Raw genomic sequence first — 21,230 nt, 5'->3', positions numbered from 1 at the left:
AAAGCACCTGATACTTTGAACAAGTATCAGGTGCTTTTTTCGCTATAAATCACGTTCAGCGTTTTTTATTTTTTCAAGTGCGGCCACAATAGTATGGCGAGGTGCGCCGATATTCATGCGCATGACTCCGCTGCCGCCTTCGCCAAATATTGTTCCAGGACTCATGCCTACACCGGCTTTATGCACGAAAAAATGCTTGAGTTGTGAGTCGCTCATCTCTAGTGCTCGGCAATCAAGCCATAGCAGGTAGGTGCCCTCTGGTTTGATAAGCCGGATTTTCGGGAAATGTTCGGTTACATAGTTCTCGACGTAATCTCGCGTATCCCTTAGATAAAGTAGTAACTCGTCCAGCCATGTCTCGCTTTCTCGGTAAGCCGCTTCAAAAGCGACGACACTAAACGGATTGGATGCGCTGATGTGAATCCTGTCAAATATCTGGGTGATAGCCGCACGATGCTTAGGATCAGGCACGATGAGTGTAGAAAGATTCAGTCCAGGGATATTGAATGTTTTACTGGGTGCGATGGCAGTGAGAACGTTGGCGGGGTTATCTGCCAGCGTCGCAAGCGTAGTGTGTTTATTTCCGAGGTAGACTAAATCAGCATGAGTTTCATCTGACAGCCTGGCAAGTGGTGAAGTGCGGGGATTGCATAAATCGGTCCCGCAACTTTCTCTTTGCTTTGAAAAATGCCCCCTACTTACCGTTACAGTGCTTTGGCAATCGTTACGTCTTTGCAGGAAGGGGGCAAAGTCGGCCGTAAAGTCTTCCTCATCTTCATCTCATCGATGTGTCAGTCGATACAGAATCGGCAGTACGAGAAGCGTCAGTGCAGTCGAGGAGAGAATGCCACCGATCACCACGGTCGCCAGCGGACGCTGGACTTCAGCGCCCGTACCAACGGCAATCGCCATCGGCACAAAGCCAAACGATGCCACCAGCGCCGTCATCAGTACCGGGCGCAGCCGCGTCAACGCCCCCTCGCGAATCGCCTTGTCCAGTGACATGCCTCCTTCGCGCAGGCTGCGGATGTAGGAGATCATCACCAGGCCATTGAGCACTGCCACACCCGAGAGCGCGATAAAGCCCACTGCCGCCGAGATCGACATCGGAATATCGCGCAGCCAGAGTGCAACCAAACCGCCCGTCAGCGCAAAGGGGATGCCGCTAAAGACCAGCAGTCCATCTTTAACGTTGCCAAACATCATGAAGAGCAGCACAAAGACCAGCAGCAACGCGACGGGCACTACGACTTGCAGACGCTTCGTGGCCGACAGCAACTGCTCGAATTGTCCGCCCCAGGTTGTCCAGTAGCCTGCAGGTATCTTTATTTTCTGCTGAAGCTGCTGTTCGGCTTCTGACACAAACGATCCAATGTCCCGACCACGAACGTTAGAACTCACGACGATTCGGCGTTTGCCATTTTCCCGGCTCACCTGGTTTGGCCCGGGAGCCAAGTCAAGGCTTGCGACCTCTGCGAGCGGAATATAGGTCTTTTGACTGTCGCCGCCCTGTGCCCGTGGTAGTGCAAGCGGTAAGCGTTTGATCGCCTCCAGATCGGAACGCAAATATTCCGGCAGACGAACGATGATGTCGAAGCGACGGTCGCCCTGAAACAGGGTGCCCGCCTCCTTGCCGCCAATCGCAGTGGCCACTGCATCCTGCACATCGCCCACATTCAAGCCGTAACGTGCAGTTTTGTCGCGGTCAATATTGACGGTCAACATGGGCAGGCCGGTGGTCTGCTCTACTTTTACCTCTGATGCACCTGGAATCTGCTCCATCACAGCGGCTATTTTTATTGCGGTATCATTGAGTACATCCATATCGTCGCCGAACACCTTGACCGCGACGTCGCTACGTACACCTGAGATCAACTCATTGAAGCGCAGCTGGATCGGTTGGGAGAACTCGTAGTTGTTGCCAGGAAGTTTGTTCGCCGCCTCCTGTATGGAGGCCAACAATTCATCACGCGTTTTTTTCGGTTCTGGCCACTGATCCAGTGGCTTGAGCATGATGTAGCCGTCCGAAATACTAGGCGGCATCACGTCGGAGGCGATTTCAGCGGTACCCGTGCGCGCAAATATCCGTTCAATTTCCGGAAACTGCTGTATGAGTGCACGCTCAATCTGCTGCTGCATGGCGACGGACTGCGTCAAACTGGTGCCAGGCACACGTAGCGCCTGAATCGCAAAGTCACCCTCATTCAGACTCGGTACAAACTCGCTGCCCATGCGCGTTGCCAGGAGTCCAGACAGAAGCACCATGACAATTGCCAACGTCAATACCACGGGCTTGTTGACCATGACCTTGTCCAGCATCGGCGCATAGGCGCGCTTGGCCTGCCGCATCAGAATGTTTTCCTTCTCGGCAACCTTGTTGCCAATGAAGAGTGCCACGGCTGCAGGTATAAACGTGATCGAAAGGATCATTGCCCCCACCAGGGCCATCACCACAGTCAAAGCCATCGGGTGGAACATCTTTCCTTCCACACCGCTCAGGGCGAAGATCGGCAGATACACGACCATGATAATGAGCTGGCCGAACAGCAGCGGCCGGCGTGCCTCTTTCGAGGCGGCAAAAACTTCATGAAAGCGCTCCGTACGGGTAAGCGGACGGCCGTGGTGAGTTTGGGCATGGGCGAGCCGCCGTACGCAGTTCTCCACGATCACCACTGCGCCATCGATGATGATGCCGAAGTCGAGCGCACCCAAACTCATCAGGTTCGCACTCACCTTGTAGGTCACCATTCCGGTGAAGGTGAACAGCATGGCCAGCGGAATCACCATCGCCGTGATGATGGCCGCACGGATGTTGCCGAGGAACAGAAACAGAATCACGATCACAAGGATCGCGCCCTCGGTTAAGTTTTTCTTGACCGTGTTGATTGCTTTATCGACCAGCACCGTCCGGTCGTAGACGGTGACAGCTTGAACGCCTTCAGGAAGTGTGCGGTTGATCTTTTCCATTTTTATGGCGACCGCCTGCGAGACGGTGCGACTGTTCTGGCCGATCAACATGAAAACTGTGCCCAGTACAACTTCTCGACCGTTTTCGGTGGCAGCGCCGGAACGCAGTTCGCGACCAATGCCGACCTCGCCGACATCGCGTATGCGGATAGGCACACCCTGTGTATTGTCGAGGATGATGTTCTCGATATCCTCAATTGAATTGACCTGCCCCGGCGCACGGACGAGATACTGCTCACCTCGCTTCTCGATGTAGCCTGCACCCACGTTATTGTTGTTGCGATCGAGTGCTGTCACGATGTCTTGCAACGTCAGGCCGTAGGACGCGAGTTTCTCCGGAATGGGCGCGACCTGATACTGCTTGGCGAAGCCGCCGATGGAATTGATCTCGGTCACGCCCGGCACGTTGCGCAGCTGCGGCTTGATGATCCAGTCCTGAATCTCGCGTAAATCCGTCGGCATATAAGCCGATCCATCCGGCTTCTTCGCACCTTCTTCAGCTTCGACAGTCCAGAGGTAGATTTCACCCAGGCCGGTCGAGACAGGTCCCATCGCCGGGGTTACGCCGGGTGGCAGTTTATCTCTGGCTTCCTGGATGCGTTGATTAACCAGCTGCCGAGCAAAATAGATATCGGTGCCGTCTTTGAAGATCACCGTCACCTGTGAGAGGCCATAGCGCGACAGTGAGCGGGTCTCCTGCAGATCGGGCAGACCCGACATGACGGTCTCGATCGGATAGGTAATGCGCTGCTCGGTCTCCAGCGGTGAATAGCCAGGCGCCGCCGTATTAATCTGTACCTGGACATTGGTGATGTCCGGGACGGCATCGATGGGCAGCGCCTTGTAACTGAAGACACCGACCGCAGCCATACCGAAAACGGCCAGGAGTACCAGCCACCGATGCTCGATGGCTAAACGAATGATACGTTCAAACATGATGTGTGTTCCTTTGTATCAATGCGCGTGTTCGGCGCTGCTTTTACCCAGCTCCGACTTGATGGTGAAGCTGCCGGCGGCGGCGTATTCGGTTCCCGACTTAAGCCCTTTTACGACCTCAATAGTCTTGCCGTCGGACAGGCCGGTGGTGACGGGTTGGGCGATGAAGCCCCCCGGCATGCGGACAAAGATCGTGGGCTTTTCGTCGACATTCTGGATGGCATCCAACGACACGGCGACCGGTACACTGGTTTCCTTGGAGACGATCTCGACATTGATGAACAGCCCCGGACGCCAGGCCATCTGCGGATTCGACAGCGTCACGCGCGCATTGGCAGTGCGTGTTTGCTCACCGATCAATGCGCCGATATAAGAGACGGCGCCGGACGCCGTGGACTCAAACGCCGTGGCCCTGATCGTGACCTTCTCGCCAACCCGGATGACATTGATATCCTTCGCCGGCACAATGATCTCGGCCCACACGGTCGACAAATCGGAAATAGTGAAAATGCTCGCATCTTCCTTGACCGATTCGCCCAGGGCGATATGCTTTTCGACCACCATGCCGTTGAACGGCGCACGAATCTCGAAGCGGTTAAGCGCACCGCTCCTGCTTGATACGTTTGAACTGGCCCCAATCGCACTCAATTTCTGTTGCGCGTTGTGTACGGCGATTTCTGCTTCACTCTTCGCCTGTCTGGCCTGCAGATAGTCCTGCTCCGCCGAAATCTTCTCTTCCCAGAGTTTCTTCTCTCGCTCGAATGTCGTCCTGGCCAATGACAGGCGTTTCTGTGCGGCGAGCAACTCACTGCGGTGCTCCGATAAATCTGTGCTCGCAATCACCGCCAACACCTGGCCTTTCTTGACCCACTGGCCGAGATTGGCCGAGATACCTTCGACCACGCCGGCAAGGCGGGGGACGACGTGTGCCGTTCTGTCTTCATTGAAGCGAATTTCGCCCGGCAGGGTCATCGCACTCTTGATGCGAGCGGCACCCGCGGTCTCAATCGTTACGCCAGCCCCCTTGATCTGCGCATCGGTCAGCTCTATTTTTCCTTCCTCATTTGAAAAAGAGAACGTGAACGACTGATTACCATTTTGAGCAATCACGGTTGCCTCAAATACATGTGGCTCTTCGATGGGCTGGGTGCTCTTCAGAAAATCTTTTTCCGCCGCAAAGCCGATGTTTTGCTTCTCACCATTCGGTCGAATCAGCATCACCGACACCTTGGCGGCGTTTAGCGGGAGTGCCTTACCCTTATTGAGCAGATAGACTTGGAAGCGCGGCTCACCTCCCTCTTCCGAGAGCAGAATTTCCAGCCCAAAGTCACCCTTGACGAATAATTTTCCGCCGTGAGAACCCTTGGTCGAGGCGGGTTCGTGGTGCTCCGCATCCGCATGGCCTTTGGAATCGTCATGTTTGTCGGTGACTTCGCTGCCGTGATGCTCGGCATCGGCGTGGCCTTTTGCTTCCGCGTGGGTGTCTGGATCCTGTCCTTCACCTTCCGGCATGGATTTGTTCGTACCGAGGATGAGACCGCCCAGCAGGATGCTGGCAGCGATAATCGCGGCAACAGCAAGGGTTTGCTTCTTGTTCATATTGATTTTCATGTTTGGTTCCTACGGAGTGACGGCGAGCGTTACGGATGAGGAATTGCCGAGCACGCGTTCAATCTCGGCAGCGGCTCGATGCCCTTCAGTTAACGTGCGCAGATATTGGGATTTGGCTTGCAACAGCGTGCGCTGCGCATCCAATACTTCGAGGAAGCTGAATTTCCCCAGCTCGAAGCCTTTGGTCGCGGCGTCGTAGGCGCTTTGCGCGCCCGGTAGGATTTCATTTTGTAGTGCATCGACCTCCTGTCGTGCTGCATTCAGGCGTCCATGGGCCTGCGCCAATTCGCTGCTTAGCCGCATTTCCGTGGCAATTAATTCGTCTCGCGCTTTATCGGTGCGGCGCAGCGCTTCCAGCAAATTTCCCTGGTTGCGGTCGAATACCGGAATCGGGATCGATATGCCGAAAATCGCTTGATTGCGCCCTATCTCTTCGTTACGGTTTATGCCCAGTCCGATGGTCATATCGGGGATGCGGCGCGTGCGTTCTACTTGGGCCAGAGCCTGACGACGATTGACTTCGAGTTGCGCTCGCAGAAGACTGGGCGCATTGGCGAGGCGTGTGTTCAGCTCCCCCAGCGCTGGCAGCGTTGGCAAGGTTTCAAGCGCGCCCTCTACACGCTCGAATCGGGGCGACGGACTGCCCCAGGTAGCCGCCAAGCGTTTGCGCGCAATGCTCAACTCGCTGGCGACTTGGAACGATTCAACCCGCACCCCGGCCTCGGCCACACGTGCTTTGGTTTCTTCGACTGGGGAAACTTTTCCAGCAGTCACTCGCCGTGAAGCAGCAGTCGTTGCACGTTGAGCGAGCAGGACCGATGACTGAACGAGCCGAAAGCGCTCTTGCGCTGACAACGCATCGAAAAATGCCGTCATCACGGCGGCCCGGATTTCAGCCCGCTTGGCATCGAGCTCAGCTGAGGCGGCATCGCGTCCACGCTCGGCAGCTTCGATGCGAGCGGTACGTTTGCCGCCAAGCTCGATAGGCTGTTTCAGTTGAAATGTGGTGGTGCGCGTCGACCTCTGCGTGTCCTGGATCGAGGCCGATATTTGCGGATTGGGCCGGACACCTGCCTGAATGATAGTGGCTTCAACCGCCTGCAGCTCGCGCTCAGCGGCCGATAGCTCAGGGTTGGCGCCAAGCGCTAGCTCCAGTGCCGTCTTCAGGGTGAGCGAGGCAGCTTGTGGTTCGGCGGCACGCGGAGCGTGGAAACCACGCGTTATATAAGCGCCATTACGTCCGGCATCGACAGTTTGTGCAAAAGATGGATTGAATAACAGCACCGCCAACCCAAGCGGCAATAGACGTCTTCGCATCGAATTCTCCAAAATAACAAGGATGAATCCGGCGAAACGGAACCGCGCAGGCTAAAAAGTGCGTGCTAGCTTGAGAAGTGGCATCCGTCCCGCCGTATTAGGCGAGACCGGACCACTTGGGACGTTCGGGTCTGTTCTGAGTGATGGAAGGATAAACCGCTTCGTTGCTTCGCAGCGAGGGCTGTGTGGGTGGAGCGGGGGAGCGGAAAGCGGACTCGTTCAAGAGGCCCAGGAAGACAGACATATGACAGTGATCGTGCCCGAGGTTGAATTTCTCGGGCTGCTTGTCTGGGTCGGGTTTTGCGGAAGACGCTTTGTGCTCATCATCGTGATGGCCGAAGTGCTGTACGGCTTTGGACTGCTCGTGCCCACAATATTCAGCCACCGCCGCCCAAGATATCTGGAGCGGTAGCAAGCACATCATAAGGCTCAAGATAAATCGTCGCATGGCTGACACTATATTACTGTGGGCTTGTCCTGTCAATGATGAAGTGGGTACCTTTAGGTTGCATTGCGCAGTATTGCAGTTGGTTTTTGACTCCGCCGATATCTATGAATGTCATGGCAGACCCGCAACCGAAATTGCCTGGATGATATCGCTCACACAAATCCACCTGCCTCGGCTTGGCCAGTGCGGGCGGCACCTCCGATGATGTCCACCAGTTCGTCCACCTGACCATCCTCGCAAATCAGTTCTAACTTTGATTCGTTGATGACCGCCTCGGCCCAATCGATAGAATAGTGTTGTTCCTTGGCGTCTACCGCCTTCAGCAGACTTTGCACCGGGATGACGCTGAGGTTGCGGCAGCCAGTGCCTGCATTCGCATTGCACTGTCCCGACTCCTTCAGGGCGTGAATCACATCGGCGATGCGGTGGTTATGGATATAAGCCTTGATTTCTTTCATGTGGGTTCTCCTTTTTAGCAATTGGGTGCGACCCTTCCAGACCGGACGCTGCTTATTTACTTCGCTTGTTTGCGTTCGCGGCGGTTCTCCACCCACTCATACATCAGCGGCAATAGAAAGAATCTAAAGAAATCTAAAGGGGTCAAAGCTGAATGCCACTAAGTTAAACCTTTTCAGCAAGGTTAGACTATTGTGTAACCCGCGCCAAAACTAAAATAAGTTCCTGTTTTAGCTATGCTGAAGCCTCTTAACTTAGTGGCATTCGGGTCAAAGCTCTTTAGATAAAGACTTGAACCCTTTAATCTTGGCTATGTCGCAATTAGCTGTCGATTTTTGGTAACCATTTAATTATGAAGGATTTTTCGATAACCATAGAGACGCGCAACAATATGATTTATAAGTGTTTAGTTAATTATCAAACTAAATTCAACAGCTAACTGCGACATAGCCTTAATCTTTATAAGGATGCGAAATAAGGATGCGAAAAATTACAAATGTATCGTTTTGGATGGATAGTAATCCCGCCTATGCAAATCACAATAGTTCCGCTTCCCTAATATTTTCAAGAGCGGTCACGATGGTATGGCGAGGTGCGCCGATATTCATGCGCATAAATCCGCTGCCGCCCTCACCAAATAGAATGCCAGGGCTCATGCCTACACCGGCTTGCTGCACGAAGAAATGCTTGAGTTGCGCGTTGCTCATCTCTAATGCACGGCAATCAAGCCATAGCAGGTAGGTGCCCTCTGGTTTGATAAGCCGGATTTTTGGGAGATGAGCGGCCAGATAATTCTCGACGTAATCTCGCGTATCCCGCAGATAGGCCAGTAACTCGACCAGCCATGTCTCGCCTTCCCGGTAGGCGGCTTCGAAAGCGACGATACTAAAGGGATTGGTTGCACTGATGTGCATCCTGTCAAATATCTGGGTGATCACCGCGCGATGCTTAGCATCCGGCACGATGAGTGAGGAAAGATTCAGCCCCGGGATATTGAATGTTTTGCTGGGTGCGACGGCAGTGAGGATGGTGGCCGGATTCTCTGCCAGCGTCGCCAGCGTGGTGTGTTTATTTCCGGGGTAGACCAAATCAGCATGGATTTCGTCTGAAAGTATGAGCAGATCGTATTTTTTTGCGATTTGCAGGAGACGCTGCAATTCCTGCTGGCGCCATACCCTCCCAACCGGGTTGTGCGGTGAACATAGCAACAAAATACGTGCCTGAACTGCACATTGTTCCAGGTGGTCGAAGTCGATGACATAGTGACCGTTCTCTATGCGCAATGGGTTTTGCAGCAGCGTTCTACCCGTGTTTTTGACAGCCGAAAAAAATGGAAAATACACTGGCGGCTGCACGATGACCGATTCATCTGGCTCGGTAAAAGCCATGATAGCGGCGTGCAGCGAGGGCACTACGCCGGGGCACATCATGATCCATTCGCGCTTTATCTCCCAACCGTGGCGTCGTCTAAGCCAATCTATCAACGATTCGTACAGGCTGTCCGGATATTGGGTATAGCCATACACGGGATGGGCAGCGCGCTCGGCGAGGGCACGGGTCACAGCTGGCGGGGCGGCAAAGTCCATATCGGCTATCCACATCGGGATGACTTCGCCTGTACCAAACATGCTTTTCCGCCCGTCATATTTGACACTCGAGGTACCGGCTCGGTTGATGTCGTGGTCAAAGCTGTTGCTCAAGTAATTTCTCCTGGACATTTCGAGTAAATTCTATTGTATCGAACGGTACAATATTCCACACTACTTAATTCTATGGAAAAATATGCCATGGATAGCATTACAAATTCACGCAGCTTTGCACTGGCCATGGCAAAATTGATCCTATTGTTTGCCACATCTTTTCTTACCAGCTGCGCCACTGTAAAAACCCATCCGGCGACACCTACAGGCGATGTTTTGACTACCTGCCGGATGCTGTACGAAGAAGTCGACGCGGCCATCGAAGGTGCGGGGGTGCGTGATTTCGGTTCATCACCGGTTCGAGATTTTCCCTATTTACGTACAACACGTCTGCTTGCTTCGTTCAGCGACGAGCTGATCACACAGCAACACTGGTCAGCATGGACCACACACATGGCAGATTTGGATGCAGAGTCACGTGCGCTGGAGTTACGTAATCTGCCCACGTCGATGAAAAATCATCGCAACGGCACATTAAATGAAGAACTCAACCGCTGTCGTGAACGCTTGCTAGCCGCCGATCTTGCGCAGCCGGAGCGCCGCGCTATGTTGCGCGAAGCCGCTCACGTTCCGGATGATTATGTCACCTGGTGGCAAGTACTCGGCCTCTATCCGCTCACCGCGCTAATCGTTTCTAATAGAATATCAGCTTGGCATATTGAGACACACAACACCTTCACCACCCCTCTGGCAGCGTTGCCAGTTACGGGTGAACTGGTGCGCTGGACGTCTCCGTCCGGTGTACCGCTTACTACCCCACAGGTTGGCGAAATTCTGCATCGTTCACTGGATCCACTCGGTATCCCTATGCCAAAGGTCACCGATCTCGACCATCTCTTCGATACCTTTGCCCCGGTATGGGAAGTGGACGTAATGGATAACAATGATCATATTGGAATGCCACGCTTGGAGAATGGGCCCATGGTGGATGTGACGCGCCCGACACACTATCGCAAGGTCTCGCACTCTCGTTTCGATGATCAAGTGCTGTTGCAACTCAATTATATTGTCTGGTTTCCAGCACGCCCCGGCAACGACATTTATGCCGGACAGTTAGACGGCATAAACTGGCGAGTGACTTTAGGCCCAGATGGCGAACCTTGGCTGTATGACGTTATCCACAATTGCGGTTGCTACCACGAATTTTTCACTAGCCATCACTTGCGTCTGCGCGATGATCTTCCCACTTCCTATTTTGAACCCCCACTGCTGCCGCAACCTGCACCTGAACAACAACCGCTGGTGCTGCGCATTGCACCCCGTACTCATTTTATTCAGAGAATCTACCACGACGAATCACCACTCGAATTACTGTCTGCGGCACAATCTATGGCCTGGGAAAAATACGATGCATTGCGTTCTCTGCCCACGGCTGACGGTTACCGCAGCCTGTTTGGCATGCATGGCTTAATCGTCGGCACTGAACGTGCTGAGCGTTTTCTTTTGTGGCCCATGGGAATTCGCTCGCCGGGTGCGATGCGTCAGTGGGGGCGTCACGCCACCGCATTTGTTGGTCGTCGCCATTTTGACGATGCATTTCTCATTCAATCGCTATTTACGAAGGTGCCATGAAAAAATTGCTATACTGAATCGCAGTCTGTTTCTCGCTGCAGTCGCGGATGGCAGATGATCGAATTGACAGTGCCCGTTTGTGCAGAGTCACTTGCAGCTAGTGTGGGCGTTGAGAACGAAAATGTGAAAATAAGGTCGAAACTTCCAAAAGGAATTTCCATGAAACGACGAACCCTACTACAAAGTCTCGCCATGGCGGCTGTGCTTCCGTTGGTTTCAGCTTGTTCTCGCGGCCGGACGGCAACTAATACCATTGATACTGTCACAATTACGCCTCTGAATAAGCCACAGAATTCGTGGCGAGATTTAGTCTCCACTGACGCCTACAAGGTGCTGTTTGAAGAGGATACCGAACGACGAAATAGTAGCGAGCTCAATCGTGAGCATCGTGATGGCCACTATATTTGTGCAGCGTGTTACCTGCCATTGTTCGAAAGTGCGCATAAATTTGAAAGCGGTACGGGCTGGCCCAGCTTTACTCAGCCCATTGCGGGGCACGTGGGAACAAAACAGGATTTCAAAATGATTCTACCCCGCACTGAATATCACTGCGCACGCTGCGGCGGCCATCAAGGCCATGTATTTAATGATGGGCCACCACCACGTGGTGAACGCTGGTGCAATAACGGCGTAGCGTTGCGATTTATCCCGAAGGACGAACCATTGCCAGCGCTAAGGAGTTAATCATGAAAATAATTAACCCCTCAATTTTTGATAACCAAGCCCGCAATGCGCTTAATATTGCCTTGCTGATATTTGCCGTATTTGCTGCCAGTGGGCAATCAAAGGCACAGAATACGTCGTCCATAGCCTCCAACGAGCGAGCTGAGCCAGCGGTAGGCGTCGCCACCTTTGCGGGTGGCTGCTTCTGGTGCACCGAATCAGATTTCGACAAGATACCTGGCGTGACATCCACTACATCAGGTTATATCGGCGGCACAGTGATCAATCCGACATACAAACAAGTATCTGCCGGCAACACTGGGCATGTTGAAGCAGTACAAATACGTTTTGACCCTGCCAAGACCAATTTCGCCAAACTACTTGCCGCATACTGGCCGACGATAGATCCGCTAACGCCCAATCGTCAATTTTGCGATAGTGGCACACAATACCGTAGCGCAATTTTTTATCACAATGCAGATCAACGACAGCAAGTTGAAGCATCTATAGCAGCACTGGTAGCTTCTTCTCGCTTTACCAAACCGATTGTGACTGACCTTTTACCTGCTACAACATTCTATCCAGCGGAAGAGTATCACCAAGATTTTCACACCAAAAATCCGATTCGATACAAATACTATCGTTACCGCTGTGGACGAGATGCGCGCCTGAAACAAGTTTGGAACAAAAAAAACTGATGGTTTTTTCACTACAATGAGTGTTTTGCATTACGAGAAAAATAGCCTGCTAGATCGTTCCGTACATTAATTTCAACTAATCCGTTCGGGCTGAGATTGTCGATGGTTAGTATTAGCGCGGAACTAGCGGTTCGACAAGTTCACCGCGAACAGTAATGGTTGTGCTGGAATGCACAATTAGTTACAGGTAACATTATTTGGTGATGAGTACTCAATTCGATAATCTAATCGCAGATAACGTTTGTACTGTGATTGTTCTGTGCAAAACAGACTCAATCTCATACCATATTTAACCAGACACGACTGCATTAAGAATCAATGCTTGTTTGACTTTTTAACCCTTCCATAAGGAAAAATATTATGAGACGTTTGTCAATTCGCAACCTCCATGTAAGCCTTGTTGCGGGAACCATTGCCGCGATCATGGCTATGCAAACGGCGCCTGTTGTTGCACAACAAGTGACTATGGATGCAGTAACAATAGAACGCTCCATGATTCTTACCCAGCCAGGTGTTTTTGGCGTAGTTACGATGTTTAAACTGAAGCCAGAGTGGGACAAGGTACCATCATATGAACGAATGGGTAGCGCTGCTGAAGTAGCAAATTTGATCGAAAAGCATAAAGATGCTGTGCTGGTGGACTTTTATCTGACTCGCGGCCTTAAAACCAACTCCGACTTTTTTGTCCGTATACATGCTTATGACCTCGCTAAGGCGCAGACATTCATGCGTGAATTTCGGTCGACAACCATCGGTAAAAATGCTGTCGTTTCCGATACGCTGGTAGGCGTGACGAAACCATTGAATTACATCACAAAAGAAAAATCTCCCAACCTCAATGCGAGCATTAACGCAGCATCCTATATTGGCGACGCGCCTCGTTTCGCTATCGTTATCCCGGTAAAGAAAAGCGCAGCGTGGTGGACTTTATCATTTGAGCAACGGCTGAAGGAGATGGAGGCCCATACCGTACCAACACTAGCCTATCTGACCAACATCAAGCGTAAACTCTATCACTCTACAGGGCTGGACGATGTCGATTTCATAACCTACTTTGAGACAAACGATCTGCTTGCATTCAACAAGTTATTAACATCTCTCGCTACGATACCGGAGAACAATTACCATGTACGCTGGGGCAACCCAACCACACTTGGTTCCATTCTCAGCCCTGAGGATGTTATTAAAGCTCTTACTGAATAAAATTCAGAAATGCTTACATAACAGGCGACCGCGCATACACTGATATAACAAAACCAGATGATATGCGACGAACAGCTAATTGATGGATGAAGCTTATGAATCGAGCAATGGCGCGATGAAGGTACTTGTGATCTTAGGGCATCCACGTAGCCCCAGCCTATGCTCCGCCCTTGCTAACGCCTATGAAAATGGCGCGCTAGCGGCTGAATTGGAAGTTAAAAAGATAGATTTGGGGGCGATAGACTTCGACCTTGATGTACACCCGATCTCGCCTCGGGAGCAACCTCTGGAACCAGGTCTGGAACACGCCTTGCAGCTTATCAAGTGGGCAGATCATATAACTTTCATCTATCCTGCCTGGTGGGGAGTAGGGCCCGCTCGACTTAAAGGGTTTCTCGATCGGGTACTCTTGCCCGGGGTTGCTTTCAGAGAACGTGACGACGGCCGCTTCGAGGGATTGTTGACCGGCAAGACGGCTCATCTCATCACCACTTTAGATATGCCACCTTGGGTATACCGATTCATCTACCGCGCCCCCGGTCACAATGCCATGAAGCGATCCGCGTTAGGCTTCTGTGGAATCACTACGAAGCGCATCCTTGCGCTAGGTCCAGTAAAGGACTCAGAACCAGTTCGACGAGCTCAGTGGCTGGAGCAAGCTCGAGGGCTCGGCTTTTCCTTAAGGAATGGTGCCTCAAGCTACACTGACCGTTTTACCACAAAGCTAAAATCTTGGCTCAAAGCGTTACGACTCCAATTTTATCCGATGACCTGGATGGCCTACACGGTAGGCGCATTGGGAGCGGCATTGATCAGTGAAAACTGGAATCTATGGGTCTACTGGCTAGGTTATGCCTGCCTATTCTTTCTAGAAGCAGCCACGGTATTTACCAATGATTGGTTCGACTATGATAGCGATAGACGCAACCGCAATTACGGGCCCTTTACCGGCGGTTCTCGGGTGCTTGTGGATAAAAACCTGAGCTTTCGTGAATTACGCGTGGGCATCGTGATGTCATTAATGGCCGCTGCGGCCTGTGCGGGCTTGCTAGTGGATGACCTAGCAGGTAACAGTGATGTACCTATCGTTATACTCATAATGACAATACTGGGGCTGGGTTATACGGCACCTCCCCTGAAGCTCGCATGGCGCGGGTTGGGAGAACTCAATGTAGCTCTCACGCACAGCTTTGGTGTAATTCTGTGTGGCTATATCTTCCAGGGTGGAGAATTGAACAACCCCTTTCCTTGGCTCATTAGCCTACCTCTGCTTCTGGCGGTGATGCCTGCCATCATCCTTTCAGGTATTCCAGACTTCGAGGCAGATAAACAAGCTGGCAAGCACACCTTGGTGGATCGCCTGGGCCCAGGCCGGGCAGCGCTACTAGCTATGATACTAGCCGCAGCGGCTCCATTGGTCGTTTTGTTCATCAAGGATCAGCCGGCGTTGCACGGAAGCTTTCAAGGATTGCTACCTTTGGTGCTTCCCCATGTTTTTCTGCTCGGATTTCTGACTTACCGTGCCTGGTCACAACAAAGACTTTGCGACCGCATTGATGGGCTGATGGTGGCATCGCTCACATATATTATTTGGTTTGGATTGGTTCCCTTGCTACATTTGAAATAAGCCAGAAATAGAGTGAACAGCGCATACAGTGTAAAGCGCTAGAAAAAAATAAAGCCCAGTACAAACTGGGCTTGCAGGTATTACTCATCTAGCGGTTTTTCTCGAAAACGGAAGTCACGTACCATGCACAGCACACCGTTAAAATTGAGAGACACGCCATTTATTCCGTGTTCCATTCGAATGTACAGTTATCAAAAACAGAGCATCAGGATTTGATCACTTTGCTAATGCGCTCACTTGGCATAAAACGCAATCCGCTCCAGTATTATCGACTTTCCCCAGGCGGCCTTCCAGGTAAGCCGGATACGTCTAAATTCTGCATCGCCAAACTGGCCCGCTAGCGGCAACATCAAACCGGCGCTGACACGTTGTAACTTAGATGACTCAGTGGTGGCGACCAAGGAAATCCATTTTCCATTCGAATTTTGTCCTTCCACCCCAATCTCCTTTAATGCTTCAGGCTCAGCAATTTTTATGACGATCGCTTGATAACTAGTCGGTTGAAAAGCTAAATCATCCGGTGATTCGAGTGAACCTTGTGAACCTAGAACGGTGCTTAAGGTAAATTTCCCTGGGGCAATCTGACCCTGTGTCTTTCCAGAAGGAAGCCAATCGTCCCCATCAGCGTGCTCTCCGGCGCCAAAGGTCCACAAGCGTGACCGGCGCGGCAGGTTTGCGTGCGAGATCATAAACGTCTTTATTGCATCTTCCAAAGGTGTATCACGTAACGCTGTATAAGCAATAAAGCTGGCTTGGCCAGCAAATATGCCTCGGCTACCGTTCCATGCCATTGGTGAAATGAAACGTGCACCGTAATTATGGATATCCCTTAATGATCGGTAAGCCTCAGCAAAATTCGCCAGACGTTTCGGATTGCGTAAAGCGGCAGTATTGTGTTCGATCACTGCCCAATCAGGGTCGAGTTTACGGAATACTGAAAATAACGATTGAGATCCTTCCATCCTGACCTGATTGACGGCACTTGGCCCGTAGAGAATTGCACCGAGGTGCCCATTGGATGGCATCGCTCCATCAACTGACATACCGCCCATATCAGTGTTTGCCACGGGGCTGTCCAAGTGAATTGGAAATGGCATAAGGTCCGGATCCGGGGCCATGAAACCTTGTGCAGAATAAATGAATTCCTTGCCTATGCCAGCTTCTCCAATCCATTGCGAAAGTTCGTCATAATGTAATTTGACCAGATGACGGCGGAAATGCTCCCACTCTGTTACCCATGCATCTTTCCAGAATGGGTTAATAGTCGCTGGAAATGTGCGGGGTGGATCAACATCTTTCCAACGCTTGAACTGACGTCCGCTCAGCGCATTCACGTCATCCAGCGTCAGCGGTCTTTCTTTTTTGTAGCTAGAAAGATCCGGTTCGCCCGCCGACGCCTGTCCAGAATATGGCCCGCTTCCGCGCAGCCATTCACGAAACTGGCGCAGGGTGCCGGGATTATAGTCATACCATTGCCGACCCTCAAAAAATGGATTTAAATACACATCTGGGTCAGTGGTTACACCGATGAAAAGTGCCGGGTATTGTGTTGCAAATTTACGGATAATGGACGCGGCATGCTGCAAATTACGTTTTTTATAATGTCGATTTTTCTCAGCGTAAATGTTGAAGGTTAAGGAGCGGCCAAGTTCGGGTGAATCCATGGAGCCAGAGAGATTTTTCAGATAATCATCCGCCATCACCTGATTCTTTTCATTCCACTGCAAGTTGACGACATCTTGTTCGAGCACATCATTGATATCCCATTCCGGTGCGTCGCACGCGGCATCGGCCCAAATCCCGCCATTCAGCGTAAACAATACAGGCAACTGGTGTTTGATCGCGTAATCGATAACGCCTTGCAGATTGTCTTCAGCGATGGCCCGCGTGCCGCATTTGCGATTGAATGGAAAGTCGGCATCGAAAGTGTAATCGCTGGTCCTGCCTTTGGTCGTACGCAAATAAAGAATGGGAACCCTAATGCCGACCTTAACGGTATCACTTTCGTAGGGTCGAAATATAGTGTCAACATCCGTTGCGCCTCCGCCAGAAAGGTTACTGGTGGCCATGATGAAATAGAACACGTCATCACGCTTCAGTTCGCGCAACTTGAGAAGATCGGACCATGTCTGCTTAGCATTTAATGCCGGTAGAGTGCGCCGAGTGAGGACACTTTCTCCACCTTGTTTGTCAGTGACAATCAACTCCAATGTTTGCAACTCGATAGGTCGGTTTGAAACTTCGACCTTACCTTCGAATCCTGCTTGACCTGAGTCTGGAAAGCCTGGGTAGGCCTGAGCCACGTCCGCGCGTGGCAAAGCTATGGTAAGCGGTATTCTAAGCTCACCGTTCAGCACCAACTCTACACGTGCAATACCAGCTTGACTCACAGCCCATCCGAGCACGGAAATTTTCCCGCCATCAATAGATTCATCGTTCAATTTGTCGACGAATCCGATGATTGGCGTTGTTGAAATATTCGTAGCTATTGTGGCTTGTGAATTCGTAACTATTGCTGGGGTGTGAAACCATTGTGGACGATATTCTTTTATCGTCATGTAACCACCTCCACACAGCAACAGCACAAGGGTTGATGTCAGAAAAATTACTGATTGCCGCTTTGTGCTAAAGGGAGTTTTCATGTTCTGCTCAATGTTTTGTAGAAGGTAGACGAATTCAATTTCGAAGGACAACAGCCAATGCTGGCTTAGTGCAGGACATCTGACCCTCGAATAATACTTCATGCGGCAATCTAAATCTTATCACTTTGACATTCCGCTTCAAGAGGACATTCCTTGATACACTCATCCATAAATGGCTGGCATCCATCTAAATTTTACGGCGCCTTGATGACATGGCGTTTCTGTTCATGACTGTGCGCATATTGATAAGGGAAAATGATGTTGAGTCTACTGAAGGTATTCAGGACGGTAGCAACAAAAAAAATATTCGCGATATTTTTTGCGCTCATCGCGTTTAATGCCACGATGATTGAAGCACATGCAGCGCCAGTGCTCGACAGCTCGTTCGGCAGCAGCGGTATCGTACGCATTGGGGTGCCCGCCGGCGCGGAGGATAAGCCATCCGCATATGCCCTGCAGCGCGACGGCAAGTTGCTGCTTGCCGGTTGGACATCGGGAAGGCAATCGCACGCTTTTGTTCTCCGACTACTCCCGAACGGTGTCCCTGATCCCTCTTTTGGCCTGAGTGGCGTTGCTTTGTTCGACCTGCCCAATGAAGGCTATTACGGAATCCAACAACTCGAGCAGGGTGCCGATGGCTCCATACTTATAAATGGATCTGCTGCGAGCGACTATGTACTGACCCGTCTCACGGCGGCCGGCGATATTGACACCAGCTTTGGCACGCAAGGTTTTTTCAGTATGGGAGGAACCTCAACGTCGCGCTTCGTGCAACAGTCGGACGGCGGTCTGCTGATCGTCTCGGACGTCACTCAAGGACCGCAATTTGCATTGCAACTTACGCGCCTGACCTCAGCTGGCGTGCGTGATTCCATCTATGCGCCGAACGGCGAAAAGATACTCAGCGGCCTACCCCCGGATTTTGGAATGGCCTCGGGCGTTTCAGTTGTCGCCGAGCCGGACGGCGGATTTACAGTTATGGCAAGAGCGACCTTTAGTGGCGGCACATATTTGCTGCTTCGTGTGACGGCTGCTGGCACACTTAACCCTGGCTTTGGAAATGGTGGTTTAATCTCGGGATACGACGTGGGCAATCCCTTCGATCAGCCGGTCACGATGGTGCGCACCGCTAATGGCGGATTGCTTTTGATGGGCGATGCTCCATCCCTCGGGGACGTCAAAATCATGTTGTGGCGAGTTACTACCGGCGGTTTGGCCGATGCGTCTTTCGGTACTACCGGCCGATTAGAAATCGGCAGCAGTAACTCATACAATTTTCGATTGGCAGCGTTGAGTGATGGCAGTATTGCATTGGCCAAGGTCGTCTACGGCGCCGACGGCACCACTGCGCACGTGAGTCGCTTCGATGCCAGCGGAGTCCTGGATAGTGCTTTTGGTGCTGCCGGCATTGCGACAATTGCACTTGCCGACTATATCTTGTTCTCCGCCATAGGCGTTTTGCCAAATGGCGTAGGCGGCTTGCTCGTACCGGCAGCGGCCACCATGACCTCGGTATGCTACTTCGGCCCGCTTTGCGTTTCTCGCGGTGCGGATGTTGCTGTCGCAAGCCTCGATGGCAGCGGGCGACTCCAAACCAACTATGGCCGAGGCGATGGCTTCGCCGTCGTAAACAATGCCGAATACAGCAACGACACGATTGACTCGATACTGGTTGAAACTTCGGGCAAAGTTGTGCTTGCAGGTACTTCAGATGCAGACGCGACCTTTGATTATATGCTGGAACGCCTGACGGCAAATGGTTCCCCCGACATTGCATTCGGGACGAACGGACGTGTGGCACCTAGGCAATACACACATTTCATGGGTAAGGTGCGTGCAGCTGAACAAGAAAGCGGTGCAATAACTGTCGTGACTGGAACCGCAGCCGGAAGTGCTGGTCAGTTTGGCAGAATCACAGCGTTTCAACTTAACTCTGCCGGAGTGCTCGACGCTGGATTCGCACCCGCTCTTGCACCACCGTCGAATGCCAATATGGATATTGCGTTGGCCGTTCGTCCAGATGGGCGCTTGCTTTACGGAACGACAACGAACGATGGAACTGCAGTTTTGCAGCAGACAATGTCGGATGGCACGCCTGACCTGAGTTTCGGCGCAGGCGGTAAAATCGAATTCCCGTTGTCTGCCGAGGAGCGTTCGCGCTATGCGGATCTGGTTTTGCTTGGCGATGGCTCAGTGATCGTTGCCGTACTGACGAATCAGAACCTGCGTCTATATAAAGTCGATTCGCATGGGTTGCCGGTAGCTTCGTTTGGAACAGGCGGTAAGTTTGCCTATGTTTTTGCCGATCCATTCTCCATTGCATCACTCTCCTTGCTCTCACTGAGCGATGGTTCCCTGCTAGCTGGCATTCGAAACGTACCATCTGGTTCTTCAAGCGCATCGCTGCTCATGATTCGGATTTCCAGCAATGGCCTGCTGATCGGGGCACACAATTTGTTTGTAGGTCAAGATCAATCCAATTGGAGTGTTACAGCATTACCCGACGCCAGTGTGGTGATAGCGGGCAACCGTTACGTTGACGGAACGAGTTCGGCAGCGCTATATCGCCTGCTTCCGAATAACAGTTTTGATACGAGTTTTGGCATCGGTGGCGCGTTTCCGTTACCCGGCATGTTGAGCGTTGAAGCGCTGGCGCTCGATGCCAATTCTCGTTTACTCGTTGCGGGACAGGATGCGACGAGTGCTGTTCTGGCTCGCTATGATCTGAGTGGAGCGCTCGCCAGTATGCCGGTCGTTGAATTTTACAATACCAATCTGGATCACTATTTCATCACCGCCGACGCCACTGAGGCTGCGGCTATCGACGAGGGTAGCGCGGGACCTGGCTGGATTCGCACCGGAAATAGTTTCAAGTCGGGCGGTAGTACACCCATTTGCCGCTTCTATGGCAGCCAGATCCCCGGTCCCAATTCGCATTTCTATACATTAGCGGGTGCTGAATGTGATGGCCTTAAGCAGCTTCAGGCCATTGCACCCGCTACACAGAAGCGCTGGAATTTTGAAAGCCTGGATTTTATCTCGTCTCCACCGACCAATGGTGTATGTCCGACCGGGTCAGTACCAGTCTATCGGGCCTATAACAATGGGTTTGCCCGCGGGGTCGACAGCAATCATCGTATTTCCAGTACTGCGGCTGCCATTCAGGATGTCATCGCGCGCGGTTGGATCGATGAAGGGGTGGTCATGTGTGCTCCTATTTGACTTGTTTTAAAGTTTTTACCCAATCTCTCTAGGGCGGCTATACACGCCACAGCGTCTAAAGTGGTTTATGAGGAGCCAGAAAACGAATAGAAACAACTCAGATAAAAAAACCCCGAATTACCGGGGTTTACTTATTTGTTTCCTCATGCCATATCACAAAACATCAAA

14 protein-coding genes are annotated in these 21,230 nt (G+C 51.8%); 6 read left to right on the top strand and 8 right to left on the bottom strand.

Going from position 1 to position 21,230, the window contains the following annotated elements:
* Positions 1-42: 42 nt before the first annotated feature.
* The 7 genes from MJ770_RS02015 to MJ770_RS01985 all read right to left on the bottom strand — a co-directional run bounded on the left by MJ770_RS02015 (position 43) and on the right by MJ770_RS01985 (position 9,435).
* Complete coding sequence (locus MJ770_RS02015) at positions 43-621, bottom strand: aminotransferase class I/II-fold pyridoxal phosphate-dependent enzyme (protein WP_320412209.1); 579 nt, start codon at positions 619-621, stop codon at positions 43-45.
* Positions 622-780: 159 nt separating this feature from the next.
* On the bottom strand, positions 781-3,903 hold the full coding sequence (locus MJ770_RS02010) for a CusA/CzcA family heavy metal efflux RND transporter (RefSeq protein WP_239249910.1): 3,123 nt from the start codon (positions 3,901-3,903) through the stop codon (positions 781-783).
* An 18-nt stretch (positions 3,904-3,921) separates the two neighbouring features.
* Positions 3,922-5,514 (bottom strand): efflux RND transporter periplasmic adaptor subunit, encoded by a 1,593-nt coding sequence (locus MJ770_RS02005; protein ID WP_239249908.1) that lies wholly within the window; start codon positions 5,512-5,514, stop codon positions 3,922-3,924.
* A 9-nt stretch (positions 5,515-5,523) separates the two neighbouring features.
* Positions 5,524-6,831, bottom strand: a complete 1,308-nt coding sequence (locus MJ770_RS02000; protein ID WP_239249906.1) for a TolC family protein — start codon at positions 6,829-6,831, stop codon at positions 5,524-5,526.
* 97 nt (positions 6,832-6,928) lie between these two features.
* Positions 6,929-7,279 (bottom strand): hypothetical protein, encoded by a 351-nt coding sequence (locus MJ770_RS01995; RefSeq protein WP_239249904.1) that lies wholly within the window; start codon positions 7,277-7,279, stop codon positions 6,929-6,931.
* Between the two features lie 152 nt (positions 7,280-7,431).
* Complete coding sequence (locus tag MJ770_RS01990) at positions 7,432-7,737, bottom strand: P-II family nitrogen regulator (protein WP_239249902.1); 306 nt, start codon at positions 7,735-7,737, stop codon at positions 7,432-7,434.
* 534 nt (positions 7,738-8,271) lie between these two features.
* Positions 8,272-9,435 (bottom strand): MalY/PatB family protein, encoded by a 1,164-nt coding sequence (locus MJ770_RS01985; RefSeq protein WP_239249900.1) that lies wholly within the window; start codon positions 9,433-9,435, stop codon positions 8,272-8,274.
* An 87-nt stretch (positions 9,436-9,522) separates the two neighbouring features.
* Here MJ770_RS01985 and MJ770_RS01980 point away from each other — a divergent pair, with 87 nt between their 5' ends.
* The 5 genes from MJ770_RS01980 to MJ770_RS01960 all read left to right on the top strand — a co-directional run bounded on the left by MJ770_RS01980 (position 9,523) and on the right by MJ770_RS01960 (position 15,198).
* The gene (locus MJ770_RS01980) at positions 9,523-11,007 is read left to right on the top strand and encodes a hypothetical protein (RefSeq protein WP_239249898.1); all 1,485 of its coding nucleotides are present in this window, start codon (positions 9,523-9,525) and stop codon (positions 11,005-11,007) included.
* Between the two features lie 159 nt (positions 11,008-11,166).
* Entirely contained in the window at positions 11,167-11,691 is a 525-nt protein-coding gene (msrB, locus tag MJ770_RS01975; RefSeq protein WP_239249896.1) for a peptide-methionine (R)-S-oxide reductase MsrB, read from the top strand.
* A gap of 2 nt (positions 11,692-11,693) precedes the next feature.
* On the top strand, positions 11,694-12,368 hold the full coding sequence (msrA, locus tag MJ770_RS01970) for a peptide-methionine (S)-S-oxide reductase MsrA (protein ID WP_239249894.1): 675 nt from the start codon (positions 11,694-11,696) through the stop codon (positions 12,366-12,368).
* 360 nt (positions 12,369-12,728) lie between these two features.
* Positions 12,729-13,571 (top strand): chlorite dismutase family protein, encoded by an 843-nt coding sequence (locus MJ770_RS01965; RefSeq protein ID WP_239249892.1) that lies wholly within the window; start codon positions 12,729-12,731, stop codon positions 13,569-13,571.
* Between the two features lie 82 nt (positions 13,572-13,653).
* Positions 13,654-15,198 (top strand): NAD(P)H-dependent oxidoreductase, encoded by a 1,545-nt coding sequence (locus MJ770_RS01960; RefSeq protein ID WP_239249890.1) that lies wholly within the window; start codon positions 13,654-13,656, stop codon positions 15,196-15,198.
* Between the two features lie 233 nt (positions 15,199-15,431).
* Here MJ770_RS01960 and MJ770_RS01955 read toward each other — a convergent pair whose 3' ends face one another.
* Complete coding sequence (locus tag MJ770_RS01955; protein WP_239249888.1) at positions 15,432-17,756, bottom strand: hypothetical protein; 2,325 nt, start codon at positions 17,754-17,756, stop codon at positions 15,432-15,434.
* Between the two features lie 339 nt (positions 17,757-18,095).
* Between MJ770_RS01955 and MJ770_RS01950 the strand changes: the two genes are divergently transcribed.
* Positions 18,096-21,062, top strand: coding sequence for a hypothetical protein (locus MJ770_RS01950; RefSeq protein WP_239249886.1), 2,967 nt, complete (start codon positions 18,096-18,098; stop codon positions 21,060-21,062).
* Positions 21,063-21,230: the final 168 nt, after the last annotated feature.

Source organism: Candidatus Nitrotoga sp. M5, assembly GCF_927904885.1.
Lineage (GTDB): Bacteria > Pseudomonadota > Gammaproteobacteria > Burkholderiales > Gallionellaceae > Nitrotoga.
This window is presented reverse-complemented; position numbering and strand designations above follow the sequence as displayed.